The organism is Pseudomonas sp. TH49 (assembly GCF_016650625.1).
Lineage (GTDB): Bacteria > Pseudomonadota > Gammaproteobacteria > Pseudomonadales > Pseudomonadaceae > Aquipseudomonas > Aquipseudomonas fluorescens_H.
In genome coordinates this window covers 2,766,799-2,788,620 of sequence record NZ_JAEKFL010000002.1, presented here as the reverse complement: position 1 = coordinate 2,788,620, position 21,822 = coordinate 2,766,799, and the positions used below count along the sequence as shown (strand labels likewise).

At 59.2% G+C, this 21,822-nt stretch carries 10 protein-coding genes; 5 read left to right on the top strand and 5 right to left on the bottom strand.

Annotated features, from left to right (window positions below; genetic code table 11):
- Positions 1–5: 5 nt before the first annotated feature.
- Positions 6–929 (bottom strand): LysR family transcriptional regulator, encoded by a 924-nt coding sequence (locus JFU48_RS29550; protein ID WP_025110609.1) that lies wholly within the window; start codon positions 927–929, stop codon positions 6–8.
- A 49-nt stretch (positions 930–978) separates the two neighbouring features.
- On the opposite strand from JFU48_RS29550, the gene JFU48_RS29545 reads away from it, so the two are divergent.
- The 3 genes from JFU48_RS29545 to JFU48_RS29535 all read left to right on the top strand — a co-directional run bounded on the left by JFU48_RS29545 (position 979) and on the right by JFU48_RS29535 (position 3,332).
- Positions 979–1,293: a 3-phosphoglycerate kinase gene (locus JFU48_RS29545; RefSeq protein WP_201138464.1), complete on the top strand. Its 315-nt coding sequence runs from the start codon at positions 979–981 to the stop codon at positions 1,291–1,293.
- 230 nt (positions 1,294–1,523) lie between these two features.
- On the top strand, positions 1,524–2,123 hold the full coding sequence (locus JFU48_RS29540; protein WP_103484442.1) for an FMN-dependent NADH-azoreductase: 600 nt from the start codon (positions 1,524–1,526) through the stop codon (positions 2,121–2,123).
- 342 nt (positions 2,124–2,465) lie between these two features.
- Complete coding sequence (locus JFU48_RS29535; RefSeq protein WP_103484443.1) at positions 2,466–3,332, top strand: carboxylate/amino acid/amine transporter; 867 nt, start codon at positions 2,466–2,468, stop codon at positions 3,330–3,332.
- 110 nt (positions 3,333–3,442) lie between these two features.
- Here the strand turns inward: JFU48_RS29535 and JFU48_RS29530 are convergent, their stop codons facing one another.
- On the bottom strand, positions 3,443–4,741 hold the full coding sequence (locus tag JFU48_RS29530) for a mechanosensitive ion channel family protein (RefSeq protein ID WP_201138463.1): 1,299 nt from the start codon (positions 4,739–4,741) through the stop codon (positions 3,443–3,445).
- A 191-nt stretch (positions 4,742–4,932) separates the two neighbouring features.
- Between JFU48_RS29530 and JFU48_RS29525 the strand changes: the two genes are divergently transcribed.
- Positions 4,933–6,273: a DEAD/DEAH box helicase gene (locus JFU48_RS29525; RefSeq protein ID WP_201138462.1), complete on the top strand. Its 1,341-nt coding sequence runs from the start codon at positions 4,933–4,935 to the stop codon at positions 6,271–6,273.
- A 62-nt stretch (positions 6,274–6,335) separates the two neighbouring features.
- Here the strand turns inward: JFU48_RS29525 and JFU48_RS29520 are convergent, their stop codons facing one another.
- The 3 genes from JFU48_RS29520 to JFU48_RS29510 all read right to left on the bottom strand — a co-directional run bounded on the left by JFU48_RS29520 (position 6,336) and on the right by JFU48_RS29510 (position 8,073).
- Positions 6,336–6,935, bottom strand: coding sequence for a hypothetical protein (locus JFU48_RS29520; protein WP_201138461.1), 600 nt, complete (start codon positions 6,933–6,935; stop codon positions 6,336–6,338).
- Positions 6,936–6,947: 12 nt separating this feature from the next.
- On the bottom strand, positions 6,948–7,532 hold the full coding sequence (locus tag JFU48_RS29515; RefSeq protein ID WP_201138460.1) for a papain-like cysteine protease family protein: 585 nt from the start codon (positions 7,530–7,532) through the stop codon (positions 6,948–6,950).
- Positions 7,533–7,797: 265 nt separating this feature from the next.
- A complete protein-coding gene (locus JFU48_RS29510; RefSeq protein ID WP_201138459.1) occupies positions 7,798–8,073 on the bottom strand; it encodes a hypothetical protein in 276 nt (91 codons plus the stop codon).
- 441 nt (positions 8,074–8,514) lie between these two features.
- Between JFU48_RS29510 and JFU48_RS29505 the strand changes: the two genes are divergently transcribed.
- Complete coding sequence (locus tag JFU48_RS29505) at positions 8,515–21,810, top strand: hemagglutinin repeat-containing protein (protein WP_201138458.1); 13,296 nt, start codon at positions 8,515–8,517, stop codon at positions 21,808–21,810.
- Positions 21,811–21,822 lie beyond the last annotated feature (12 nt).

Sequence of the window (21,822 nt, the reverse complement as noted above, 5' to 3'; positions counted from 1 at the left end):
CCGTGTCAGGCTTGTTCAGGGGCGGCGAACGGTGCGTCCAGCGGCAAGGTGTCGAAGGTGCGCAGCAGTTCGATGAGGATCTGTGTTGCCGGGCCCAGCGGTTTGTCCTTGTTCGAATACAGATAGAAGCTCGGGTTGCGGCTGCCGCCCTGATCCAACGGTAGCAGCTTGAGCGTGCCTTCCTTCAATTCCCGTTCGATCATGTGTCGAGGCAGCCAGGCGAAGCCCAGACCGCTGCTGACGAACGTGGCGGCGGTGGCGAGACTGCCGACCGTCCAGCGCTGTTCGGCGCCAAGCCAGCCGACGTCGCGCGGCTGCTGGCGACCGGAGTCGCGAATCACCACCTGCATCTGGGTTTCCAGATCCTGGAAGCTCAGTTCTCGATTGAGTCGATGCAGCGCGTGATCCGGGTGGGCGACCGCGACAAACTCGACGTCGCTCAATTCCGCACCGAGGTAGCCGGGAATGCTCAGGCCGGTGATCGCCAGATCGGCGACCCCTTCGAGCAAGACTTCCTCGACCCCCGACAATACTTCTTCACGCAGCCGCACGCGGCAGCCGCGACTCTGCGGCATGAACGCGGTCAGCGCGCGGACGATGCGTGCGCTCGGGTAGGCGGCATCGACCACCAGCCGCACTTCGGCTTCCCAGCCCTGTTCCATGTGGTGGGCGAGGTCTTCCAGTTGGCTGGCCTGTTTCACCAGTTGGCGCGAGCGGCGCAGCAGCACGCCACCAGCCTCGGTGAGCACCGCTTTACGTCCGTCGATGCGCAGCAACGGCACACCGAGCTGGTCCTGCATGCGGGCGACGGTGTAACTCACCGACGATTGCGAACGGTGCAAGGCCTCGGCGGCCTGGGCGAAGCCGCCGTGGTCGACCACGGCTTGCAATGTTCGCCATTGATCAAGGGTCACGCGGGGCGCTTTCATCAATAGCTCCTCTTGTCCTAAGCTGGCCGTCCCTCATGGAGACTGGCGAATGAAAAAATTCTGTTGTGTGTTGCTGGCGCTGCTGCCGCTGACGGCGTTTGCTTACCCGATCGACGTGCAGAAAAACCTCAATGGCTTGAAGATCGACTACGAAACCCACGATACCGACAAGGACATCGGCTCGATTCGGGTCGCCAACTACGGCGACGTGGACGCTACCTGCAAAGTCGTATTCAACAATGGTCCGGAAGCACCCCGTACGCGCAACATCGAAATCCCGGCCCGCAAGCATACGAACGCCACGGCCAAGTTCTCCCGCGAGATCATCAGGCTGCGCATCGACCTGAGCTGCAGCCCGAAATAACACCGCGTTCTATTGTGGGAGCGGGCTTGCTCGCGAAGGCGGTGTACCAGACACATTAATGGTGAATGACACACCGCCTTCGCGAGCAAGCTCGCTCCCACAGGGTACAAGCTGCATCTAAACGAATTATTCGATGCTTTGCAGCAATTATTTGCGCTTTTTCATCGATGCAACCCTGTTTAACCTCCATTCCATCGACCTACAACATTCTCGGATGGAGGCTACACACCATGTCCCGCGTTCTGATCATCGAAAGCAGTGCCCGCCAGCAAGACTCGGTTTCCCGTCAACTGACCCAGACCTTCATCAGCCAGTGGAAATCCGCGCACCCCAACGATCAGATCACCGTGCGTGACCTCGCCGTGAACCCCGTTCCACACCTGGACATCAACCTGCTGGGCGGCTGGATGAAGCCCGCCGAGCAGCGCAACGCCAACGAACAATCGTCGCTGGATCGATCCAACGAATTGACCGATGAATTGCTCGCCGCCGACGTACTGGTGATGGCCGCGCCGATGTACAACTTCGCGATCCCGAGCACTCTCAAGGCCTGGCTCGACCACGTGCTGCGTGCCGGCGTGACCTTCAAGTACACCGAAACCGGCCCGCAAGGCCTGCTCAGCGGCAAGCGTGCCTATGTGCTCACCGCTCGCGGCGGCATCTATGCCGGCGGCCCGGCCGACCATCAGGAACCGTACCTGCGTCAAGTCATGGGCTTCATCGGCATCCACGACGTGACGTTCATTCACGCCGAAGGCATGAACCTGGGCGGCGATTTCCAGGAGAAGGGCCTGAATCAGGCCAACGCCAAACTGTCCCAGGTCGCTTGACAGGTTAATCCCCAGATAATCGCCGATTGTTCTAGTGACCCGGCGCAACCCCTTCAAGGCCTACGCGCATCGAACCTCCCTTTGCACTTGTTGCTCCTGAGTGCTGTAGCCCGATTGAACGCTTTAGCGAGATCGGGCTTTTTTTTGCCTGCAATTATCTGAGCAACGTGTAACCCCTGTGGGAGCGGGCTTGCTCGCGAAGGCGGTGTGTCAGTCAACTATTCGTCGACTGACACGATGCTTTCGCGAGCAAGCCCGCTCCCACAGGGTTCAGTGTTGCCTGAGGTTCGCGGTCTGGCGTAAAAACCGCTATCGTCGCCGCCATTCGAAACAGAGGCGAGCATGGGCTATCTACTTTTTGTCACGCTGATTCAGGCGTTTTCCTTCAGTCTGATCGGCGAGTACCTGGCGGGGCACGTCGACAGCTACTTCGCGGTGCTGGTGCGTGTGGTGCTGGCCGGGCTGGTGTTCATTCCGTTGACCCGCTGGCGCTCGGTAGAACCGGCGTTCATGCGCGGCATGCTGCTGATCGGCGCGTTGCAGTTCGGCATCACCTACGTCTGCCTGTACCTGAGCTTCCGCGTGCTGACGGTGCCGGAAGTGTTGCTGTTCACCATCCTCACGCCACTGCACGTGACGTTGATCGAAGATGCGTTGAACCGGCGCTTCAACCCTTGGGCGCTGGTCGCCGCGCTGGTGGCGGTGGGCGGTGCGGCGGTGATTCGTTTCGACAGCATCAACCCGGACTTCTTCATGGGTTTCCTGCTGCTGCAACTGGCCAACTTCACCTACGCCGCCGGGCAGGTGTTGTACAAGCATCTGGTGGCGAAACACCCAAGCGATCTGCCGCATTACCGGCGTTTCGGCTTCTTCTACCTCGGCGCGCTGGCGGTGGTGTTGCCGGCGTTTCTGCTGTTCGGCAAAGCCAACTTCCTGCCCGAAGCGCCGCTGCAATGGGGCGTGTTGCTGTTCCTCGGGCTGGTCTCGACGGCGCTGGGGATGTACTGGTGGAACAAGGGCGCGTGCATGGTCAACGGTGGCACGCTGGCGGTGATGAACAACCTGCATGTGCCGGTGGGCTTGCTGCTGAATCTGCTGATCTGGAATCAGCATGAGGAACTGGGAAGGTTGTTGCTTGGCGGCAGTGTGATTCTGGCGGCAGTGTGGATCAGCCGGTTGGGCATCCGCAATTCCCAAGCCACCGCATAACCCCTGTGGGAGCGGGCTTGCTCGCGAAAAACGGTGCGTCATTCAACGATTATGTTGACTGACCTGACGCTTTCGCGAGCAAGCCCGCTCCCACTGTTCTGATCTGTGGGTTACATGAGGTGTTTCTGCGGCTCGGGAATGCTCGCCGCCCCCAACACCGCCGGCAACAACCCCGTCCGCAAATCCCCGCCACTCGGCTGCTGATACAGGCTCAACCCGAACTCCGGCAGCACCGCCAGCAGATAATCGAAAATATCCCCCTGAATCCGCTCGTAGTCGGCCCACACCGTGGTGGTGGTAAAACAGTAGATCTCCAGCGGAATGCCCTGGGCGGTGGTCTGCATCTGGCGGACCATGCAGGTCATGTTCGGCTGTACCTCCGGGTGACTCTTCAGATAGGCCAATGCGTAAGCGCGGAAGGTGCCGATGTTGGTCATGCGCCGGCGGTTGGCCGACATTGCCGCCACATTGCCCTGCGCCTCGTTCCACGCCTTGAGCTCGGCTTTCTTGCGGGCCATGTAACCGGTCAGCAGGTGCACCTGGGAGAGCTTTTCTTCTTCATCATCACGGATGAAGCGCACGCCGCTGGCGTCGATGAACAGGCTGCGTTTGATCCGTCGCCCACCGGACTGCTGCATGCCGCGCCAGTTGCGGAACGATTCGGACATCAGGCGCCAGGTCGGGATCGAGACGATGGTCTTGTCGAAGTTCTGCACCTTGACCGTGTGCAAGGTGATATCGACCACGTCGCCATCGGCGCCGACTTGCGGCATTTCGATCCAGTCGCCGACGCGCAGCATGTCGTTGCTGGTCAGTTGCACGCTGGCGACGAACGACAGCAGGGTGTCCTTGTAGACCAACAGAATCACCGCCGACATCGCACCCAGACCGGAGAGCAGCAACAGCGGCGAACGGTCGATCAGCGTGGCGACGATGATGATCGCACCGAACACGTACAGAACCATTTTCGCCAGTTGCACATAGCCCTTGATCGAGCGGGTGCGCGCGTGTTCGGTGCGTGCGTAGATGTCCAGCAGCGCATTGAGCAGGGCGCTGACCGACAGCAGCAGGAACAGGATGGTGAACGACAGCGCCACGTTGCCGAGGAAGGTCATCGCGGTTTTGCTCAGTTCCGGCACCAGGTGCAGGCCAAACTGGATCACCAGCGACGGCGTCATCTGCGCCAGGCGCTGAAACACCTTGTTGTGGCGAAAATCGTTGATCCAGTGCAGGGCCGGCTGACGGCCGAGCATGCGGCTGGCGTGCAGGATCAGATAGCGCGCCACTCGTCCGAGGACCAGCGCGATCACCAAGAGCAGCATCAGCGCCAGGCCGGATTGCAGGAACGGGTGCTGTTCGAGGGCACCCCAGAGGTCTTGGGCGTTGAGCCAGAGCTGTTTGAAATCCATGTGAGCAACGATTCTTCTGTAAGACGCGATGGGCGATTAGAGCATTTAAGACGCTGTGTATTACCGTTGGAGACAAATCGAGCAACAAAAAAGCCACCGATTACGCCCGTTTGTATAAAGAAACTCGGCCTGAGCGCTCGAAACCGGTAACCTATGCAGCTGTTTTTTTGCATATCTTCGAGGTAGCACCCGTGTTTTCCCAATTCGCCCTGAACGAACGCCTGCTCAAAGCCGTGGCCGAGCTGAAATTTGTCGAGCCAACGCCTGTGCAAGCAGCGGCCATTCCGCTGGCGCTCCAGGGGCGTGACCTGCGGGTGACGGCGCAAACCGGTAGCGGCAAGACTGCCGCTTTTGTCCTGCCGATCCTCAACCGCCTGATCGGCCCGGCCAAGGTTCGCGTCAGCATCAAGACCCTGATCCTGCTGCCGACCCGCGAGCTGGCCCAACAGACCCTGAAAGAAGTTGAACGCTTCTCGCAGTTCACCTTCATCAAGTCCGGCCTGATCACCGGCGGTGAAGACTTCAAGGTGCAAGCGGCGATGCTGCGCAAGGTGCCGGACATCCTGATCGGTACCCCGGGCCGGATGATCGAGCAACTCAACGCCGGCAACCTCGACCTCAAGGAAGTCGAAGTGCTGGTGCTCGACGAAGCCGACCGCATGCTCGACATGGGTTTCGCCGAAGACGTGCAGCGTCTGGTCGACGAATGCCCGAACCGTCAGCAGACCATGCTGTTCTCCGCCACCACCGGCGGTTCCGGTCTGCGTGAAATGGTCGCCAAGGTGCTGAACAACCCTGAGCACCTGCAGCTCAACGCGGTCAGCCAACTGAACTCGACCACCCGTCAGCAGATCATCACCGCCGACCACAACCAGCACAAAGAACAGATCGTGAACTGGCTGCTGGCCAACGAGACTTACCAGAAAGCCATCGTCTTCACCAACACCCGTGCCATGGCCGACCGCATCTACGGCCGTCTGGTGGCTCAGGAATACAAGGCGTTCGTGCTGCACGGCGAGAAAGACCAGAAGGATCGCAAACTGGCGATCGATCGTCTGAAGCAGGGCGGTGTGAAGATCCTGGTAGCGACCGACGTCGCGGCCCGTGGTCTGGACGTTGATGGCCTGGATCTGGTGATCAACTTCGACATGCCGCGCAGCGGCGACGAATACGTGCACCGCATCGGTCGTACCGGCCGCGCCGGTAACGACGGTCTGGCGATCTCGCTGATCTGCCACGGCGACTGGAACCTGATGTCGAGCATCGAGCGCTACCTGAAGCAGAGCTTCGAGCGCCGCACCATCAAGGAAGTCAAAGGCACCTACGGCGGACCGAAAAAGGTCAAGGCCTCGGGCAAAGCCGTCGGCGTGAAGAAGAAAAAGACCGACGCCAAGGGCGACAAGAAGAAAACCGCCGCCAAGACCCCGACCAAGCGCAAGAGCGCCAACCGTCCGAAGCCGGATTCGCTGGTGAGCAGCGACGGCATGGCCCCGCTCAAGCGTCGCAAGCCGGCTGAGCCAGCGGCTGAGTAAGGCGTTTTCGCAGGCAATAAAAAACCCGGACAGTGTCCGGGTTTTTTTATGCGCAGGGTTTATCAGTTCCCCAACAGTCCGCTGGTGTCCGCGTCAAAGCGCTGTTTGGCGCGATCTGCCGCCGGTTTAAGCAAGGCGAGCAGCGCGGCTTCGCTGTACAACCGCGAGTCGCCCAGCTCTTTCGGCGTCGGCTCGATCGGGATCAGTACATCCTCACCGTCAGCGTGCAGCCAGATCGCCACGACGTGTAGCGCAGAGACAAACAGCACCCGTAGTTCAACGGTTTTGCCCTGCAATTGCGGCGCCTGTTCCGCCAGTTTCAGCGCGCCCACGGTGTCGGTGGCCCGGGTGCCGTGGTTCAGCGAAGCGAACTCGACATGGCCGCGTACCTCGGCCAGTTGCGCATCGGCGATGCTCACGCCGTCGGCAAATACCAGGTAATGCCAGTCACCGATGCGTGCGTCTTTCAGACCCTTGCCATGGCTCAGATCGTCCAGCGTCAGCGAGTAGCCGCGATAGGCTTCGCTGAGGCTGACTTTGGCCGGTGTCGCATTGGCGAACTGGCGGTTGATACCGAAGCCCTGGTTTTGCAGCGCGGCTTGCAGCACCGGACGCAAAGTCTGTACGCCGTTGGAAGGCGCCTTTGGATAAGTCAGTTGCATGATGTCGCCCTCCTAGTTTTTCGCGGTGAAGTAAGTGTGAGTCCAGTTGCCGCCGCCGTTGTACGAACCGGGGAACGCGTTCAGCGCGCGGGTCGAGTAACCGTAGATCGAGTCGGCGACCAGCACATAGTTGCCGTTGGTGCCGTAGATCGCCAGGAAGTGCGCGCCACCACCGTACCAGGCGCAACGCAGGCCGACCGGGCGACCCATGTTGATCTGGTTCTGAATGGCCGACATCTGCAGCGAACCCTGATTCATCCCGTTGTAGCTGCGGGTGGTTTGCAGGGCCGAATCCAGATAGCCGTAGACGTTGCACGGACCTGGCTGGTTGCAGCAGTTGCGATCCAGTTGGGTGCTCGCGACCCCGCACTGTGTCCAGTTCCCGGTGCCGTAGTAGTTGCCGACCGAGGCGGAAACGGCGGCCCAGCACCAGTTGGTCTGCGTCTGTTTCTGCATGGTGAAGTTGAGGTTGGCGGCGGCCAGTGCCGCAGTTTGCGCAGTGGCTTCAACCTCGACCAGTTGCGGGTCGAGCAGGTGGCCGACGAGGCACATTGGCAGGCTCTCGCCGGTGAACGATGTTGCTTGAGTGGTTAACATTTTTTCAGTCCTCCATGAATGAAAACAAGCGTCCAGCTTGTGATTGTGTTGCGGTATTGCCGAGCGATCGGTGGTTAACGGTTTTCATCTGCGATGAACGGTGCCGATCTCCTTGCTCGATGTAACCATAGTCTGGATATGCGTTTATGCAAGAAAATAAATGCACAAATGCATTTTTAAGGGCAAAAGATCGCAGCCTTTGGCAGCTCCTACAGGGATCGGTGTAGGGGCTGTCGAAGGCTGTGATCTTTTGATTCTGCGGTGATTAACCCTCGGTTTTCTTCTCGGCCGAGTCCAGCTCTTTCAAGCGCTGATCAATCAACTGGCATTTGTCCGGCAAATCCGCACTGGCCGTGCCCAAGTCCATTTTCTGCAACTCGGCATTGATCTCCTTGGCCTTGGTCGGATTCTGTTCGGTGAGCTTGGCGACTTCCTTGGCCAGTTGTTCACGCTTGGCGGTGGCTTCTTCCGGCGTGCAGGCCCAGACGGGCAGGGCGCAGGCGAGTGTGGCGGCGAGGGTTAACTTGAGCAGGGTTTTCATGGGGGCGGGCCTCCGTTCCGGGTAAGGCGGGTTAATCGGTGGAGGGTTTCGGACGGTGAAAAGTTCAGTGACAGTGTTTTTGCCAGCCCATTTGAAGTGACCGAACGGTCGCGATTCCCCCTCAAAAGTAGACTTCTTGAGGAAAAGCCGCGCGCTAGAGCCGTTGCGAAAAAAGACACTGTACGACTTATTGACGTCAGAATGATGGCAATCTACCATCGCGCCATCACATTGATATCAATCGGTGATTTCGAGGGATCGAACAAACTCTTCGCAAGCAGTTCTGCGATCGTTTCTGCCACGCTTTGGACGTTCTGACCAAAGCGCGCATTTATCCCCTTTTGCTTGTTCTCTCACCTGGCGCCGTGCTTTGCCGGGCAGGGATCGCTTTGCCTGTTGATTACCCAGACCTCATTCGCCTGTCGCAACGAGAGCTCAAACATGGACGTTCGCCAATACGCCTTCCTCGCTCGTCAGCCTTCTGCTGCCGTGAAAACCCGTGAGCATTTCTGGGGCATGCCCAAGCGCGGGCTGGCGTTTCTATTGGCGAACGTCATGTTCTGGCAACCGATGTGGGCGCAGGCCGACGGCATTGTCGTGGCCAACCCGAACACCTCGCTGGATCGTGCCGGTAACGGTGTGCCGATCATCAACATCGCCACGCCCAACGGCAACGGGCTGTCGCATAACCAGTTCCATGATTACAACGTCGGCGCGCAGGGTGTCATCCTCAACAACGGCTCGACGCAAACCTCGAATACGCAGTTGGCCGGGCACATCATCGGCAACCCGAACCTGAAAAACAGCGGCTCGGCGCAGGCAATTCTCAACGAAGTCATCAGCGGCAACCCGAGCCAGTTGCGCGGTTACACCGAAGTGGCGGGGCAGTCAGCGCGAGTGATCGTCGCCAACCCGTATGGCATCACCTGTAATGGCTGCGGCTTCATCAACGCACCGCGCGTGACGCTGACTACCGGCAAGCCGGTGCTGGATGGCGCGGGCCGGCTGGATCGTTTTCAGGTTGATCAAGGCGCTGTAGCGATCGAAGGCGCCGGCCTCAACGCCAACAACGTCGACCGCTTCGAAATCATCACCCGCACCGCGAAGATCAACGCCGAGATCCAGGCGAAAAACCTGACCATCGTCGCCGGGCGTAACGACGTCAACGCTGAACATCTCAGCGCCACGGCCCGCGCCGATGACGGCAGCACCAAACCGCAACTGGCCATCGACTCCTCGGCACTCGGCGGCATGTACGCCGGGGCGATCAAACTGGTCGGCACCGAGGCCGGCGTCGGGGTGAAGCTCGACGGCAAACTGATCGCCAGCGGTGTCGATATTCAACTTGATGCCAATGGTCAATTGAGCCTGGTTGATACCTCGGCCACTGGCGCGGTCAACGTCAAGGCGGCCAGTATCGATGCGCGCGGCCCAGTCTATGCCGGCACCGCGCTCAATGTGCAGACCCAAGGCAATCTGACCAACCGCCAGACCCTGGCTGCCCGCGACAGTATCAACCTCAGTGCCGGCGGTCAGCTGACCAACGCCGGAGTCATCGAGGCCGGGGTCAACGCCGACGGCGGCCGCAACGCCAACGGTGATCTGAGCCTGAGTGCGCAAAACCTCGACAACACTGGCAAAAGCCTGATCGCCGGCCGCAATCTGACAGTCAGCACTGCGCAAACCCTGAGCAACCAGGGCGGCACCCTCAGCGGACAAACCACGGCTATCACGGCGGGCACGCTGGACAACCGCAATAGCGGGCGTGTACTGAGCGGCGGCACGATGAACCTGAATGCCGCTCAAGTGCTGAACAACAAAGGCGTGATCAATAGCCAGACCAGACTGACCGGCAACATCGGTCAATTGATCAACCGCAATGGTGAACTTGCCGGCCAGACCGACGCGGTACTGACGGTCACTTCGCTGGATAACGTCGCCGGCGTGATGACCGCCGGGCAGTTGCTCGACATCACCGCCCTCGGCGCGATCAACAACAGCAACGGCGGCCGGATCGGCGCCAAACAAGCGCTGACCCTGCGCGCACAGCAATTCGACAATAGCCAGCAAGGCCAGTTGACCAGTGAAGGCACGCTGACCACGCGCATCAGCGATCGCCTGGACAACCAGAACAAAGGCCTGATCCAGGCCAACGGCGCCATGGACGTGCAAGCCACGCGCCTGGATAACCGCGCCGGCAAGATTTCCAGCCTAAACACCCTGACGGTTACCAGCGCCAATACGGACAACCGCAGTGGCACGATTCGCGCTGATCAGGCGGCGAAACTGTTGATCGGTGAGCTGGATAACGGCGACAAGGGCCGCGTTGAAAGCAAGACCACACTGATGTTCGAGGGCAACACGCTGGACAACCGCAATGGCGGTCTGCTCACCTCGACCGGTTTGCTGAGCCTCAAGGCCAACAATGTCACCAACGATGGCGGACGGATTTCCGGCAAGGGCGATGTCGACGCCAACATCGACAGCCTGAACCAGCAGGGCGGTGAACTGGTTGCCGAAGGCAACCTGTTGTTGACTGGCAAGACGCTGCAGAACCATCAGGACGGTCTCGTCGGGTCGCTCAAGACCCTGACGGTCAACGTCGACCAGATCGACAACCGCGGCGGCTCGCTCTCCAGCCAGCAGGACCTGCACATCAACGGGTCGCGCCTGGACAACAGCGAGGGCGGCAAGGTGTTGTCCGACACCACGCTGGAGGCGAAAGTCGCGCAGATCATCAACGCCAGCAACGGCCTGATTTTCAGCAAGGGCGCGAGCACCCTGAGCGGCACAGGATTGAACAACGTTGCTGGACGGATCGTCAGTCAGAACAATCTGGGGCTGACCTTCGACGGCGCGATGGATAACCAGCAAGGCCTGATCAGCAGTGAAGGGCAAATGATCCTCACCGCCGGCAGCCTCGACAATCGCTTGGGCAAACTGTCGAGCCTTGAAGCAATGGCGCTGACCGCCACCGGCGCGGTACTCAGCCAGAGCGGCCTGATCGTCTCGCAGAAAGGCCTGACCTTCAAAAGTGGCAGCCTGGATAACAGCGCCAACGGCATCATCAGCGCCAAGGCCGATTCGACGCTGACTACCGGCGAGTTGAAGAACCGTCAGAGCGGCAGTATCGCCACCGATGGCACGCTGTTGTTGACCGCCGGGCACCTGGACAACTCCGGGGGCACCATCGGTAGCCAGCAGAAACTTCAGGCTTCGCTGACCTCGCTGGAGCAGGACGGCGGCGAGCTGTTCAGCAACAGCGACCTGACCCTGGACATGAACAACGGCCTGCTAAACAACCAGCGCGGCAATATTCATACGCCGGGCCAGTTGCTGCTGAAAAACCTCAAGGACGTCAACAACAGCGCCGGCGAAATCTCGGCCGCCAAGGCCTGGAGTGTTAACGCGCAAAGCCTGAATAACGACGGCGGCAAGTTGCTGAGCAATGAAAAGCTCACCCTGGTCGTCGAGCGCGCGCTGAGCAACGTTAAAGGTGTGATTGCCTCTGCCAGCCTCGACAGTCGCAGCGACAGTCTGAACAACAACAGCGGCGACATTCGCGTGCGGGGTGATGTCGATTTCAGCGTCACCGGAATGTTCGATAACCAGAACGGTGTGGTCATCGCCGACAACGGCCTGACGATTACCGCCGCCAGTCTGGATAACCGTCAGGAAGGCCTGATCGGTTCAACAAAAGCGCTGAAGCTCAGCGTCGACCGTATCGACAACCGCAGCGGCGAACTGTCGAGCAAGGCCGATGTGAGCCTGATCGGCGCCTGGCTCGACAACAGCGACAGCGGTTACATGCTCGCCGGCGGCAATCTGGCGCTGACGGTCAATGACGTCATCAACCGCAACAAGGGGCTGCTGTCCGGTGACAGCGGCTTGACCCTGACGGGCAAGACCCTGGAAAACAGCGGACGTCTGACCAGCCAGAAAGATATCGCAATCAACCTCTCTGCGGGGCTGAACAACGGGCAGGGCAGTGTCGTCGGTGAAGGGGCTCTGGCGATCAACGCCGACAGCCTCGACAACAAGGCCGGCACGGTCTCCAGCGCTAAAGCGCTGACCATCGACACCCGTGGCGCCGTCAGTAACCAGGGCGGCAAACTGCTGACCGACACCGACCTGACGCTCAACAGCAGCGCGCTGGATAATCAGCAAAAAGGCGCGATCAGCGGCAAAGGCAAACTGAGCATCACCACCGGCGACCTCAACAACAGTCTGGCCAGCATTTACTCCGCCGATCAATTGCACATCACGGCCGGCCAGGTGACCAACACCGCCGGCAGTCTCGGCGCGGCCAATTCGCTGGTGGCCAATGTTCGTGGTCTCGATCAACAGGGCGGCAAGCTGTTCAGCAGCAATGCTGATGTCAGCGTCGATCTGAACGGCGGCGCGTTGAACAACCAGGGCGGCGTCATCAGTGCACCGGGTCAGTTGTTGTTGAAGAATCTGGCTGACGTAAACAACCGTGGCGGCGAGATTTCCAGCGATCAGGCTTTTGAACTGATCGCCAAGTCGCTGGACAACAGCGGCGGCCAACTGCTGAGCAATCAGAAACTCACCCTGCAGATCGACAACGAGCTGACCTCGATCAAAGGCAAGATCGCGGCGGCGGCGCTGCAGGTTCGCGCGGCGAGTCTGGATAACAGCGGCGAAGGTGTTTTGCTCAGTGACAGCGATATCGACGTCAAGGTCGATGGCCTGCTGAACAACCAGAACAAGGGCAGCATCAAGGCCGCACAACAACTGACCCTCAACAGCACCGGCCTGAATAATCAGGGCGGCACGCTGGTGGGTGTTGCGGGCGTGGCGATCGATCTGGGCGCCACCGCACAGGATCTGAATAACCAGGACGGCCTGATCAGCAGCAAGGGTTTGCTGAGCATCGCCCACCTGCGTGACCTCAATAACCAGAACGGCGTGATCAACAGCAAAGGCGTGTTGAGCATCGATACGCTGCGCAATCTGAATAACCAGAAGGGCGAGATTTCCAGCGTCAACAGCTTCAGTTTGAAAGGCAACAGCCTGGACAACCGTGGCGGCAACCTGATCAGCAACGATCAACTGACTCTGACCGCTGCCGAACTGAACAACCAGGGGGGGCTGGTCTCCGGCTGGAACGGCGTGAGCGTCACCGGCGGCACCCTCGACAACAGTCAGCAAGGCAGTGTTTCCAGTCTGCTCGGCAACACCAGCATCGACCTCAGTGGCGCGCTGACCAACCACAGCAACGGTGGCGTGGGCGCGAAGGGCGAGGTGAGCATCAAGGCCGCGAGCCTCGATAACAGCAACGGCACTCTCAGCAGTGGCGGCAAGCAGACGCTGACGCTGACCGGTGGCACGCTCAGTAATACTTCCGGCGGCTTGATCGAGAGCGGTGACACGCTGGATGTCCGCGCTGTAACGCTGGACAACAGCGGCGGCAGAATTACCGCGAAAAAAGCCCTGACATTCACCGGCACGCAACTGAACAACAGCCATGGCAGCTTCGTTGGCGATGACAGCGTCAGCCTCGACCTGCTCGGTGTCCTGACCAACGTCAATGGTGCGCTGGGCAGCAGCGGCCCACTGCTGCTCAAGCGTTCCGCCAGTGTCGACAACCGCGGCGGACAATTGATCAGCCAGACCTTGCTGAGCCTGCTCACCAGCGGTGATCTGAACAACAGCCAAAGCGGCACCGTGTCGGCCAACAGCCAACTGGATCTCACCGCTGGCGGCACTCTGCACAACGACACCGATGGCCTGATCTCCAGCCGCGATGCCGGGGTGAACCTCACCGCTGCGGCGCTGAACAACGCCAAGGGTGCTGTGCAAAGCATGACAGCACTGACCGTGAATGCGGGCAGCGGCGCCATCGATAACCAGGGCGGCAAGATCATCGCCCAGAACGGCGACCTGACCCTCACCGCCGCCAGCCTCGACAGCCGTGGCGGTGTGCTGTCGAGCCTCAAGGGTTTGCTGCAAACCCGCCTGAGCGGCGTGTTGCGCAACGGCCAAGGCGGCAAGATCGAAGGCAGTCGCCTCGACCTGCAAGCGCTCGGCGGTATCTACAGCGACGGCGGGCGCATCGCCGCCAACACGGGCGACATCCTGCTCGACACGGGCAGCAACGCTCTCGACAACAGCGGGGGCGGGATCTACGCCAAGGGCCTGGTGAAAGTCGCTGCCGGTTCGATGAACAACAACGCCGGCCAGGTCAGCGGCAGCGCCATCGACCTTGGTGCGGGTAATAATCTGAGCAACCGTGGCGGTCTGATCGAAAGCGCCGGCACCCTGGCCGTGCGCGCCACCAACCTCGACAACCAGGGCGGCAAACTGCGTGCACTGGGCATCAACGGTAAAACCGATTTCCAGATCGGCAGCCAGTTCGATAACCGCAACGGTCTGGTGGAAACCGCCAACACCGATTTCACCCTGGCAGCGCCGGGCTTCCTCAACGCTGGCGGCTCAGTGACCCATGTCGGTGTGGGTGAGTTCGATATTTCCACCGCCAACGTCATGAACGCCGGCGGCTCACTGGTCACCCGTGGCGGCCTGACCCTCAACGCCGACAGCTGGACCAACAGCAGCGTGATCCAGGCCGGGCGCCTGACGCTCAACGTCAACAACTTCACGCAAACGGCCAGCGGCCAGGTGCTGGCCTCAAACCAGCTCACCGGGCGCGGGGTGAACTGGTACAACGACGGGTTGATTGCCAGTGATGGCGGCATGGATATCCAGTTGGGTGGCCGGTATGGCGGCAATGGGCGGATCAGCAGCGTCGGAACGATGGGGCTCACTGCATCGCAGATTGATGTGGCTGCCGCTGCCAGCATCACCGGCGCCTCTGAGTCCACGATCACCAGTCGCGGCAGCCTGACCAACCTCGGGCGCATCACGTCTGCCGATCGCCTGACTGTCAATGCCGATTCTCTGGTCAACAACGGCACTCTTGGTGGCGGTGGAAAGCTGCGGATCAACAGCAATTCGCTGCTGAACCAGAACGGGCTGATCTTCAGTGGCGATGACATGGCGCTGCGGGTCGGGACGTTGACCAACCGTTATGCCGACATCTATGGCATCGGCAACATCAGCATCGCCCGGGACGACAGCAATGGCTGGAGTTCCTCGATCAACAACATTTCCGGAACGATCGAGAGCACCGGTGACCTGAGCCTGGCGGCGGATCACATCGAGAACCGCAAGGATGTGTTTGAAGTGGCTGCCGGGGGCGGGCTGATCTCCGGGGCGATTGGTGTTCGGTGCGAAACCTGTACTTCGTTCTCCAACATTTTTTACGAGACTCGCCTGCCGAGCCACATGGTGTGGATTGAAAAATACCACTCAACCATTGTTCAGGATTCGGCTTCCGGCACGCTGACGGCCGGGCGAAACCTTACTGGGAATGGTCGGGAGTTCATCAATAACGCCTCTGTCGTAAGCGCCGGGCGTGACATGACAATCAACGTGCAGAACTTCACGAACCAGGGAGCGACTGTCGGGGACTACACCGTCAGTCGCTGGTTCGCCGCGCCAGGTCGGCATGACGTGTTTTTCTGGAGGGACGTACTCGCCTATAACGCTGCCAATGATCCGGACTATGACTCAGGAAAAATGGGGGTCTCGGACGGCAAAATCAAAATGATCCCGAACCTCCACACTTGGGACATGAACAACGTCGAAACGTTGACTACGGTCGGCGGGCGTCATACCGGTAGCGAGGCCGCCAACTTCTTCCTGTTTGGGTCGATCCTTCTAGACTACGACGGGAAATTGCCTTTCCCTGCACCGAGCTACGACAGCGGCGTGCGCACGGAGGCGCCGGCTGCGGTCAAGAACGCAGCGTTCTCCAAAGTCACCACTATTGAAAGCAGCCCGACAGCCAATGCCAATGCGGTCGTTCAAGCAGGCGGCACCGTCTACATCAACGCAACCAACAAACTCGACAACGGCGTCGTTCGCAACGGCAACGCGTCGGCGGGCGGGGCGTCTCGCCTGGGCTCCACTCAACTGGGTGGCGGGGTGATCCCGACGGTCATCCGCATCAATTCCCAGTTGCCACCGGATCTTGCGCAACAACAGGTCAACCCACTGGCCTTGCCGGGCTTCACCCTGCCGACCGGCGACAACGGTCTGTTCCGCCTCAGCCGCAAGGACGGCAGCGAGCAAACGCTCGTAGCCGGCAAAGACTGGACGATCGGCTCCATCACTGCCGCACCTTCTACGCATGCGGGCGGCATGCCGGTCAGACACGCAACTGACTTGCAGTTCGACCAGAACGATCCGGTCTCGGTGAAAAACCGTGAGCTGGCATTGGCCAGCCGTCCTTCGCTGAATCTCAATGACAAGACGGCTGTCATCAACGTCAATGCCGCTGCCGGTGACGGGCCGGTCGGTGTGCTGATGCCCGCTCGTGGCAACGTTTCTTTCGACGTTCCACGCGTGCAGGCCCTACCCGATACCAGCGTGCGCTCCAACCCGCACAAATATCTGATCGAAACCAACCCGGCGCTGACCAACCTCAAGCAGTTCATGAGCTCGGACTATCTGTTGGGCAAGCTCGGCTACGACCCCGACACCAGCGCCAAGCGCCTGGGCGACGGACTGTTTGAACAACGCATGGTGCAGCAGGCCGTGGTGGCCCGCACCGGCCAGCGCTTCATCGACGGACAGACCTCCGACGAAGGCATGTTCAAGTACCTGATGAACAACGCCATCGCCAGCAAGGATCAGCTCAACCTGTCGGTGGGCGTCACCCTGACCGCGCAACAAGTGGCGGCACTGACCCACGACATCGTCTGGCTCGAAGAGCACGAAGTGAACGGTGAGAAAGTGCTGGTGCCGGTGTTGTACCTGGCCCAGGCCAACAACCGCCTGGCGCCTAACGGTGCATTGATCCAGGGCGGTGACGTGACCCTGATCGCCGGTGGCGACCTGAATAACGCCGGTACGCTGCGAGCCTCCAACAACCTGTCGGCCGAAGCCGGTAACAACCTCACCAACACCGGCCTGATCGAAGCCGGTGAACGCCTGACCCTCAAGGCCGGCAACGACATCATCAACAAATCCGGCGGCATCATTTCCGGCAAGGACGTCAGCCTCACAGCCACCAACGGCAGCGTGATCAACCAGCGTGACGTGACCAGTGTCGATGTCAATCGCGGTGGCAACGTGTTCCACCGCGATTACCTGGACAATGCTGCACGGATCGAAGCGGCCAACGATCTGACGATCAAGTCCGGCAAAGACATCAACAACATTGGCGGTGTGCTGAAAAGCGGTGGGGACATGACGCTCGATGCCGATCGCGATGTGAACATCACCTCGGTTCAGGATCGCAGCACCAATGCGCGGGGCAGCAGCTACCTCGATCAGACAATTACCCAGCACGGCGCTGAAGTGACGTCCGGAAGGGATCTGTCGATCAGTGCCGATCGGGATGTGGCGGTTGTGGCCAGTCGGCTGGATGCCAAGCGGGATCTGAGCTTGAATGCCGGCAATGATGTACTGATCGCATCCGCGGCAAATGAAAGTGAGTACGTGGCGCGCAGCAAGCGCACGCAGGTGGAGTCCCTCAATGTTTCCCAGCAATCAAGTGTCATCAACTCGGGGCGTGACATTGCTGTCAACGCTGGCAAAGACCTCAATCTGATTGCCAGTCGCATCAGCGCCAGCAACGAGGCGTACTTGTTCGCTGGTGATGACGTCAATATTGCGACGGCAGAAGACGTTGATTACGACTACTACTCGAAAACCAAAAAGGGCTCCTTCGGCAAGAAGAAGTCGACGATGAGTGAAAGCGAGACGGTCTTGTCCGTCAGCTCGACAGTCGAGGCGGGTACCAAGCTGGTGGTGTCGGCAGGTCAGGACATTAATCTGACCGGAGCGAAGCTCAACAGCGATGGGACTTTGCTTGCTACCGCGGGTCGCGACATCAACTTGTTGGCTGCTGAAGACTCTTATAGCCAGGCCAACGCTTCATCCAAGAAAGGCTGGAGCAAAAGCAAATCGAGCAGCAGTGAGCTGACGCAGACACGACTGAACAGCACCGAACTCAGTGCAAAGGATATCGAGCTCAAATCGGATAACAACATCACTTTGCAAGCGGCTGCCCTGCGTGCGGAAAACGAGGTGAAGCTGACAGCGGCCAATGATGTTCTGATTGGCGCCGCTCAAGAGACACAAACTTCCAGTCAGTCTAAGAGCTCCAGTAAGACAGGGTTTTCCCTTTCGGGCGAGCTTTCGTCAACTCGCAAAGCCCAGCAAGCTCAACAGACGTCAACGCAGAATATTGGTAGCGATATAAGCGCTGGCAGCATCCAGATCAAGAGTGGTCGCGATTCCGTTGTCGAGGGCAGTACGCTCGTGGCAGATAAGAACATTGGCATAGATGCCGGTCGCAATCTCGAAATTACCAGTGCACAGAACACTTCGTCCTCAAGCTCGAAGTCCGGCAGTACGAAAACCGGGCAGATTGGTAGCTGGTGGCAACCCGCGACCGGGGTCGTCAAAACGAAAGAATCGGAGCAAAACACCTCGACGCGTCAGTCGGGCAGTCAAATTGCCTCCCTTGGCGGCAATATTTCCCTGACCGCCGGGGATCATTACACCCAGAGCGCGAGCCAGTTGGTCGCCCCTCAGGGCGATATCAACATCAAAGCCAAGCACGTTGATATCGAGGCAGGATTCGACACTCTCAACACCAATAAAACTGCGAGCACCAGCCGCACGGCAATCGGCGGCACCGTCAGCATTCCTCTGGTAGATGCCCTGCGTGGCATTCAGCAAATGGGCGAAGCAGCGCAGAAAACCAGCGATGATCGAATGGTCGCCTTGGCAGCGGTGAACGCCGCCATGAGTGCCAATCAGGCGCTGGATGCCGGCCAGGCGATGATGCAGAACCCTCTGGGTGGCGTGAAAGTCAGCGTCAATCTGAGCAACAGCCAGAGCAAGATGAACAGCAGCCAGAGTGGCCGCAATGTGGTTGCCAGCGATGTTGTCGCAGGTGGCAACGTCAACATCGTTGCAACGGGAGCCGGTGCTGACAGTGACATCAATGTCGTGGGCAGCCGAATCGAAGGCGGCGGCGATGTCAGCCTGAAAGCCGACGGTGAAATCAATCTGTTGTCCGCGCAAAACACCGCACATCAACAAAGTGCCAACAGCAACAGCGGCTGGAGCGCAGGCATCGGTTTTGGCTTTGGTGAAAGCAACGGCATTACCTTCGAACTCGCCGCCAACGTGGGACGGGGCAACAGCGATGGCGATGACGTCACTCACACCAATACCTCGATCAAGTCGGGCCATACGCTCAACCTGGAAAGCGGTGGCGACACCAACATCAAAGGGGCTGTTACCACCGGTGAGACGGTCAAGGTGAAAGTCGGCGGTGACCTCAATGTCGAGAGTCAGCAGGACACCAGCACCTATACCTCCAAGCAGATGAGTGCAAACGTCGGGCTGAGTGTTTGCGTTCCACCATTCTGCTATGGCACCAGCAGTGTCAGCGGCGGCATTGCTGCGCAGCACATGCAAAGCGAGTACGCCAGTGTTTCGGAACAGTCAGGTATCAAGGCCGGTGACGGTGGCTTCCAGGTTGAGGTCAAGGGCAATACCGATCTGGTCGGCGCGGTAATCGCCAGCACCGACAAGGCGGTCGCCGACGGCAAAAACACCCTTAGCACTGGCACGCTGACGAGTTCCGATATCAAGAACAAGGCCGAGTACGACGCCAGTAGTATCAATCTCAGTGGTGGTTATGGCTTCAATGTGAAGGGTGGCGGCAACGCCAGTGGCACGCCTGCCCGAGGCGGTCCTGTCGTTACCACCAAGGAGGGCGCAAACGCGAATACACCGATCGTCCTGTTTGCCAGCGGTGATTCAAGCAGTACCACCCACAGCGGGATCAGCGGTGCTGCGGTCACGATCACCAACGGAGCCAAACAACAGGAACTGACCGGGAAAACTGCAGAGCAAACCATCGCTGCTATCAACACCGATGTTTCCAGCGAGCGGGATGGCAGCAACAAGCTCAAACCGATTTTCGACGCCCAGGAAATTGGCGTGGATTTCGAAATCGTCGGCAAGTTTGTACAGAACGTTTCGCAGTTTATCGAAAACCGTGCGAACGAAGCCGATAGCAAGAAAAAGGAAGCTGAAAGAGAGTACCTCGCAGCACATGACGACAGCCTTTCGCAGGAAAAAAAGGATGCCCATCATGAAAAATATGTAGAGCTCACTCAACAAATCAAGGACATCAACAAGAACTGGGGGCCGGGAGGCACTTATCGGCAGATCACTACGGCGTTGGTCGCCGGGATCACCGGTGGTGTCACTGGCGCTAGCGCTCAGTTTGCGCAGAATATGGTGGTCAATTACGTCCAGCAGCAGGGATCGGATTACATCGGGAAACTGGTCTTGAAAGGGCTGAAGGAAGGTAGTCCGGTACACGCTGGCTTGCATGCGATCCTTGGCTGCGCGGGCGCTGCTGCCAGTAACCAAAGCTGTTCGGCGGGTGCGTTGGGTGGAGCGGCAGCCAGTGTGCTGACAGCACTGTTTGCGGACCCTGATCCAAACGAGACAGCGGCGGATCGCGAAACCAAGCGCAACCTCATCACCAGCCTGGTGACCGCTATTGCTGCGGCTAGCGATCCAAGCGGAGCAGCGACGGCCAATAACGCCGCAATTGCGAACGTTGATAACAACTGGTTGGCGACGCAGCAAGAAGTACAGGCCCGCAAGGAAATTGATGCCGAACCTAACCTGCTAAAGAAAATGATGATTTCCATGAAATGGGATCTTGTTTCTTTACGCCAGGACGGTTTGACGGGGGTCGGAATTGTTGATGGCTTCAAGGATGGAATGGCCGAAGCCGGTTTAGGCTCGCTGGACGGTGCTGCTCAATTCATGCGTCACCCGAAGGAAGGCATAGACGCGATGATCGACTTTGCTTCTTCCACCGAAGGTATTGCCATTCTGGGTGAAGAACTATCAGCGTCGTTCAAAGTACAACTCGAGCAGATGAATGAGGCGCTTGAAGTCGGTGGTGACGTAAATGCCGTCAACCTCGGCAGGCAGATGGGGCAGGCCGTCGCTCTGGTGATCGGCGCTATCGCGGGAGGCGGTAGCAGCGCTGCCCGAAGTGCGGCGTTGCTCTCTCGGATGGGGATCGACATCGCAAGCAAGACAGTCAAACAGCTGTCATCTTCGTTTAATCTGGACGTCATTAAGAAAAAGTTCGCGAAACTGCAGGACTTGGGGCGAATAGGGTACAAGCCGTTCATCATCACCCCTGATACGCTTGATCCAGCGACTGTTGAAAGGGTTCTTGCAGTCAAAAAGGGTGTTCGACCTCTACCGGAAACCTACCTCTCATTAGAGTATCAGGAGGCGCACGCCAAGTTGTTCAGTGACGGGATTGCACGCTTTCAGAGCGTTGCTCCAGAGGGCGTAATAGGTAGAACCGAGACATGGGTTCTGCCAAAAAGTGTCGCACAAGATGCTATCTCGCGTGCCAACGGCGACATATCAAAACTGGAGCAGTACCTCGGTCTGGATAAAGGAACACTGGGACAAAATCCTGTTTTGATCTCAATCAATAAGACAGATGGCTTCCGAATCCCATCAGGGAATGAGTACGGAGCAAATGGTTTCTGGCGCCCAGGTGGATTCACCAGCCCTGGTGGATTGCCAGAGGCTGTAATGAACCCAGTGCAGCCTGGGGACTATACTGTCACTAAAATTTTCTAATGAGAGTGGGCC

Bases quoted from the DNA above. Each gene is read 5' to 3' on its own strand.
- JFU48_RS29530 (WP_201138463.1), bottom strand. From the start codon at position 4,741: ATGGATTTCAAACAGCTCTGGCTCAACGCCCAAGACCTCTGGGGTGCC.
- JFU48_RS29510 (WP_201138459.1), bottom strand. From the start codon at position 8,073: ATGAAAACCCTGCTCAAGTTAACCCTCGCCGCCACACTCGCCTGCGCC.
- JFU48_RS29505 (WP_201138458.1), top strand. From the start codon at position 8,515: ATGGACGTTCGCCAATACGCCTTCCTCGCTCGTCAGCCTTCTGCTGCC.
- JFU48_RS29515 (WP_201138460.1), bottom strand. From the start codon at position 7,532: ATGTTAACCACTCAAGCAACATCGTTCACCGGCGAGAGCCTGCCAATG.
- JFU48_RS29535 (WP_103484443.1), top strand. From the start codon at position 2,466: ATGGGCTATCTACTTTTTGTCACGCTGATTCAGGCGTTTTCCTTCAGT.
- JFU48_RS29520 (WP_201138461.1), bottom strand. From the start codon at position 6,935: ATGCAACTGACTTATCCAAAGGCGCCTTCCAACGGCGTACAGACTTTG.
- JFU48_RS29550 (WP_025110609.1), bottom strand. From the start codon at position 929: ATGAAAGCGCCCCGCGTGACCCTTGATCAATGGCGAACATTGCAAGCC.
- JFU48_RS29545 (WP_201138464.1), top strand. From the start codon at position 979: ATGAAAAAATTCTGTTGTGTGTTGCTGGCGCTGCTGCCGCTGACGGCG.
- JFU48_RS29540 (WP_103484442.1), top strand. From the start codon at position 1,524: ATGTCCCGCGTTCTGATCATCGAAAGCAGTGCCCGCCAGCAAGACTCG.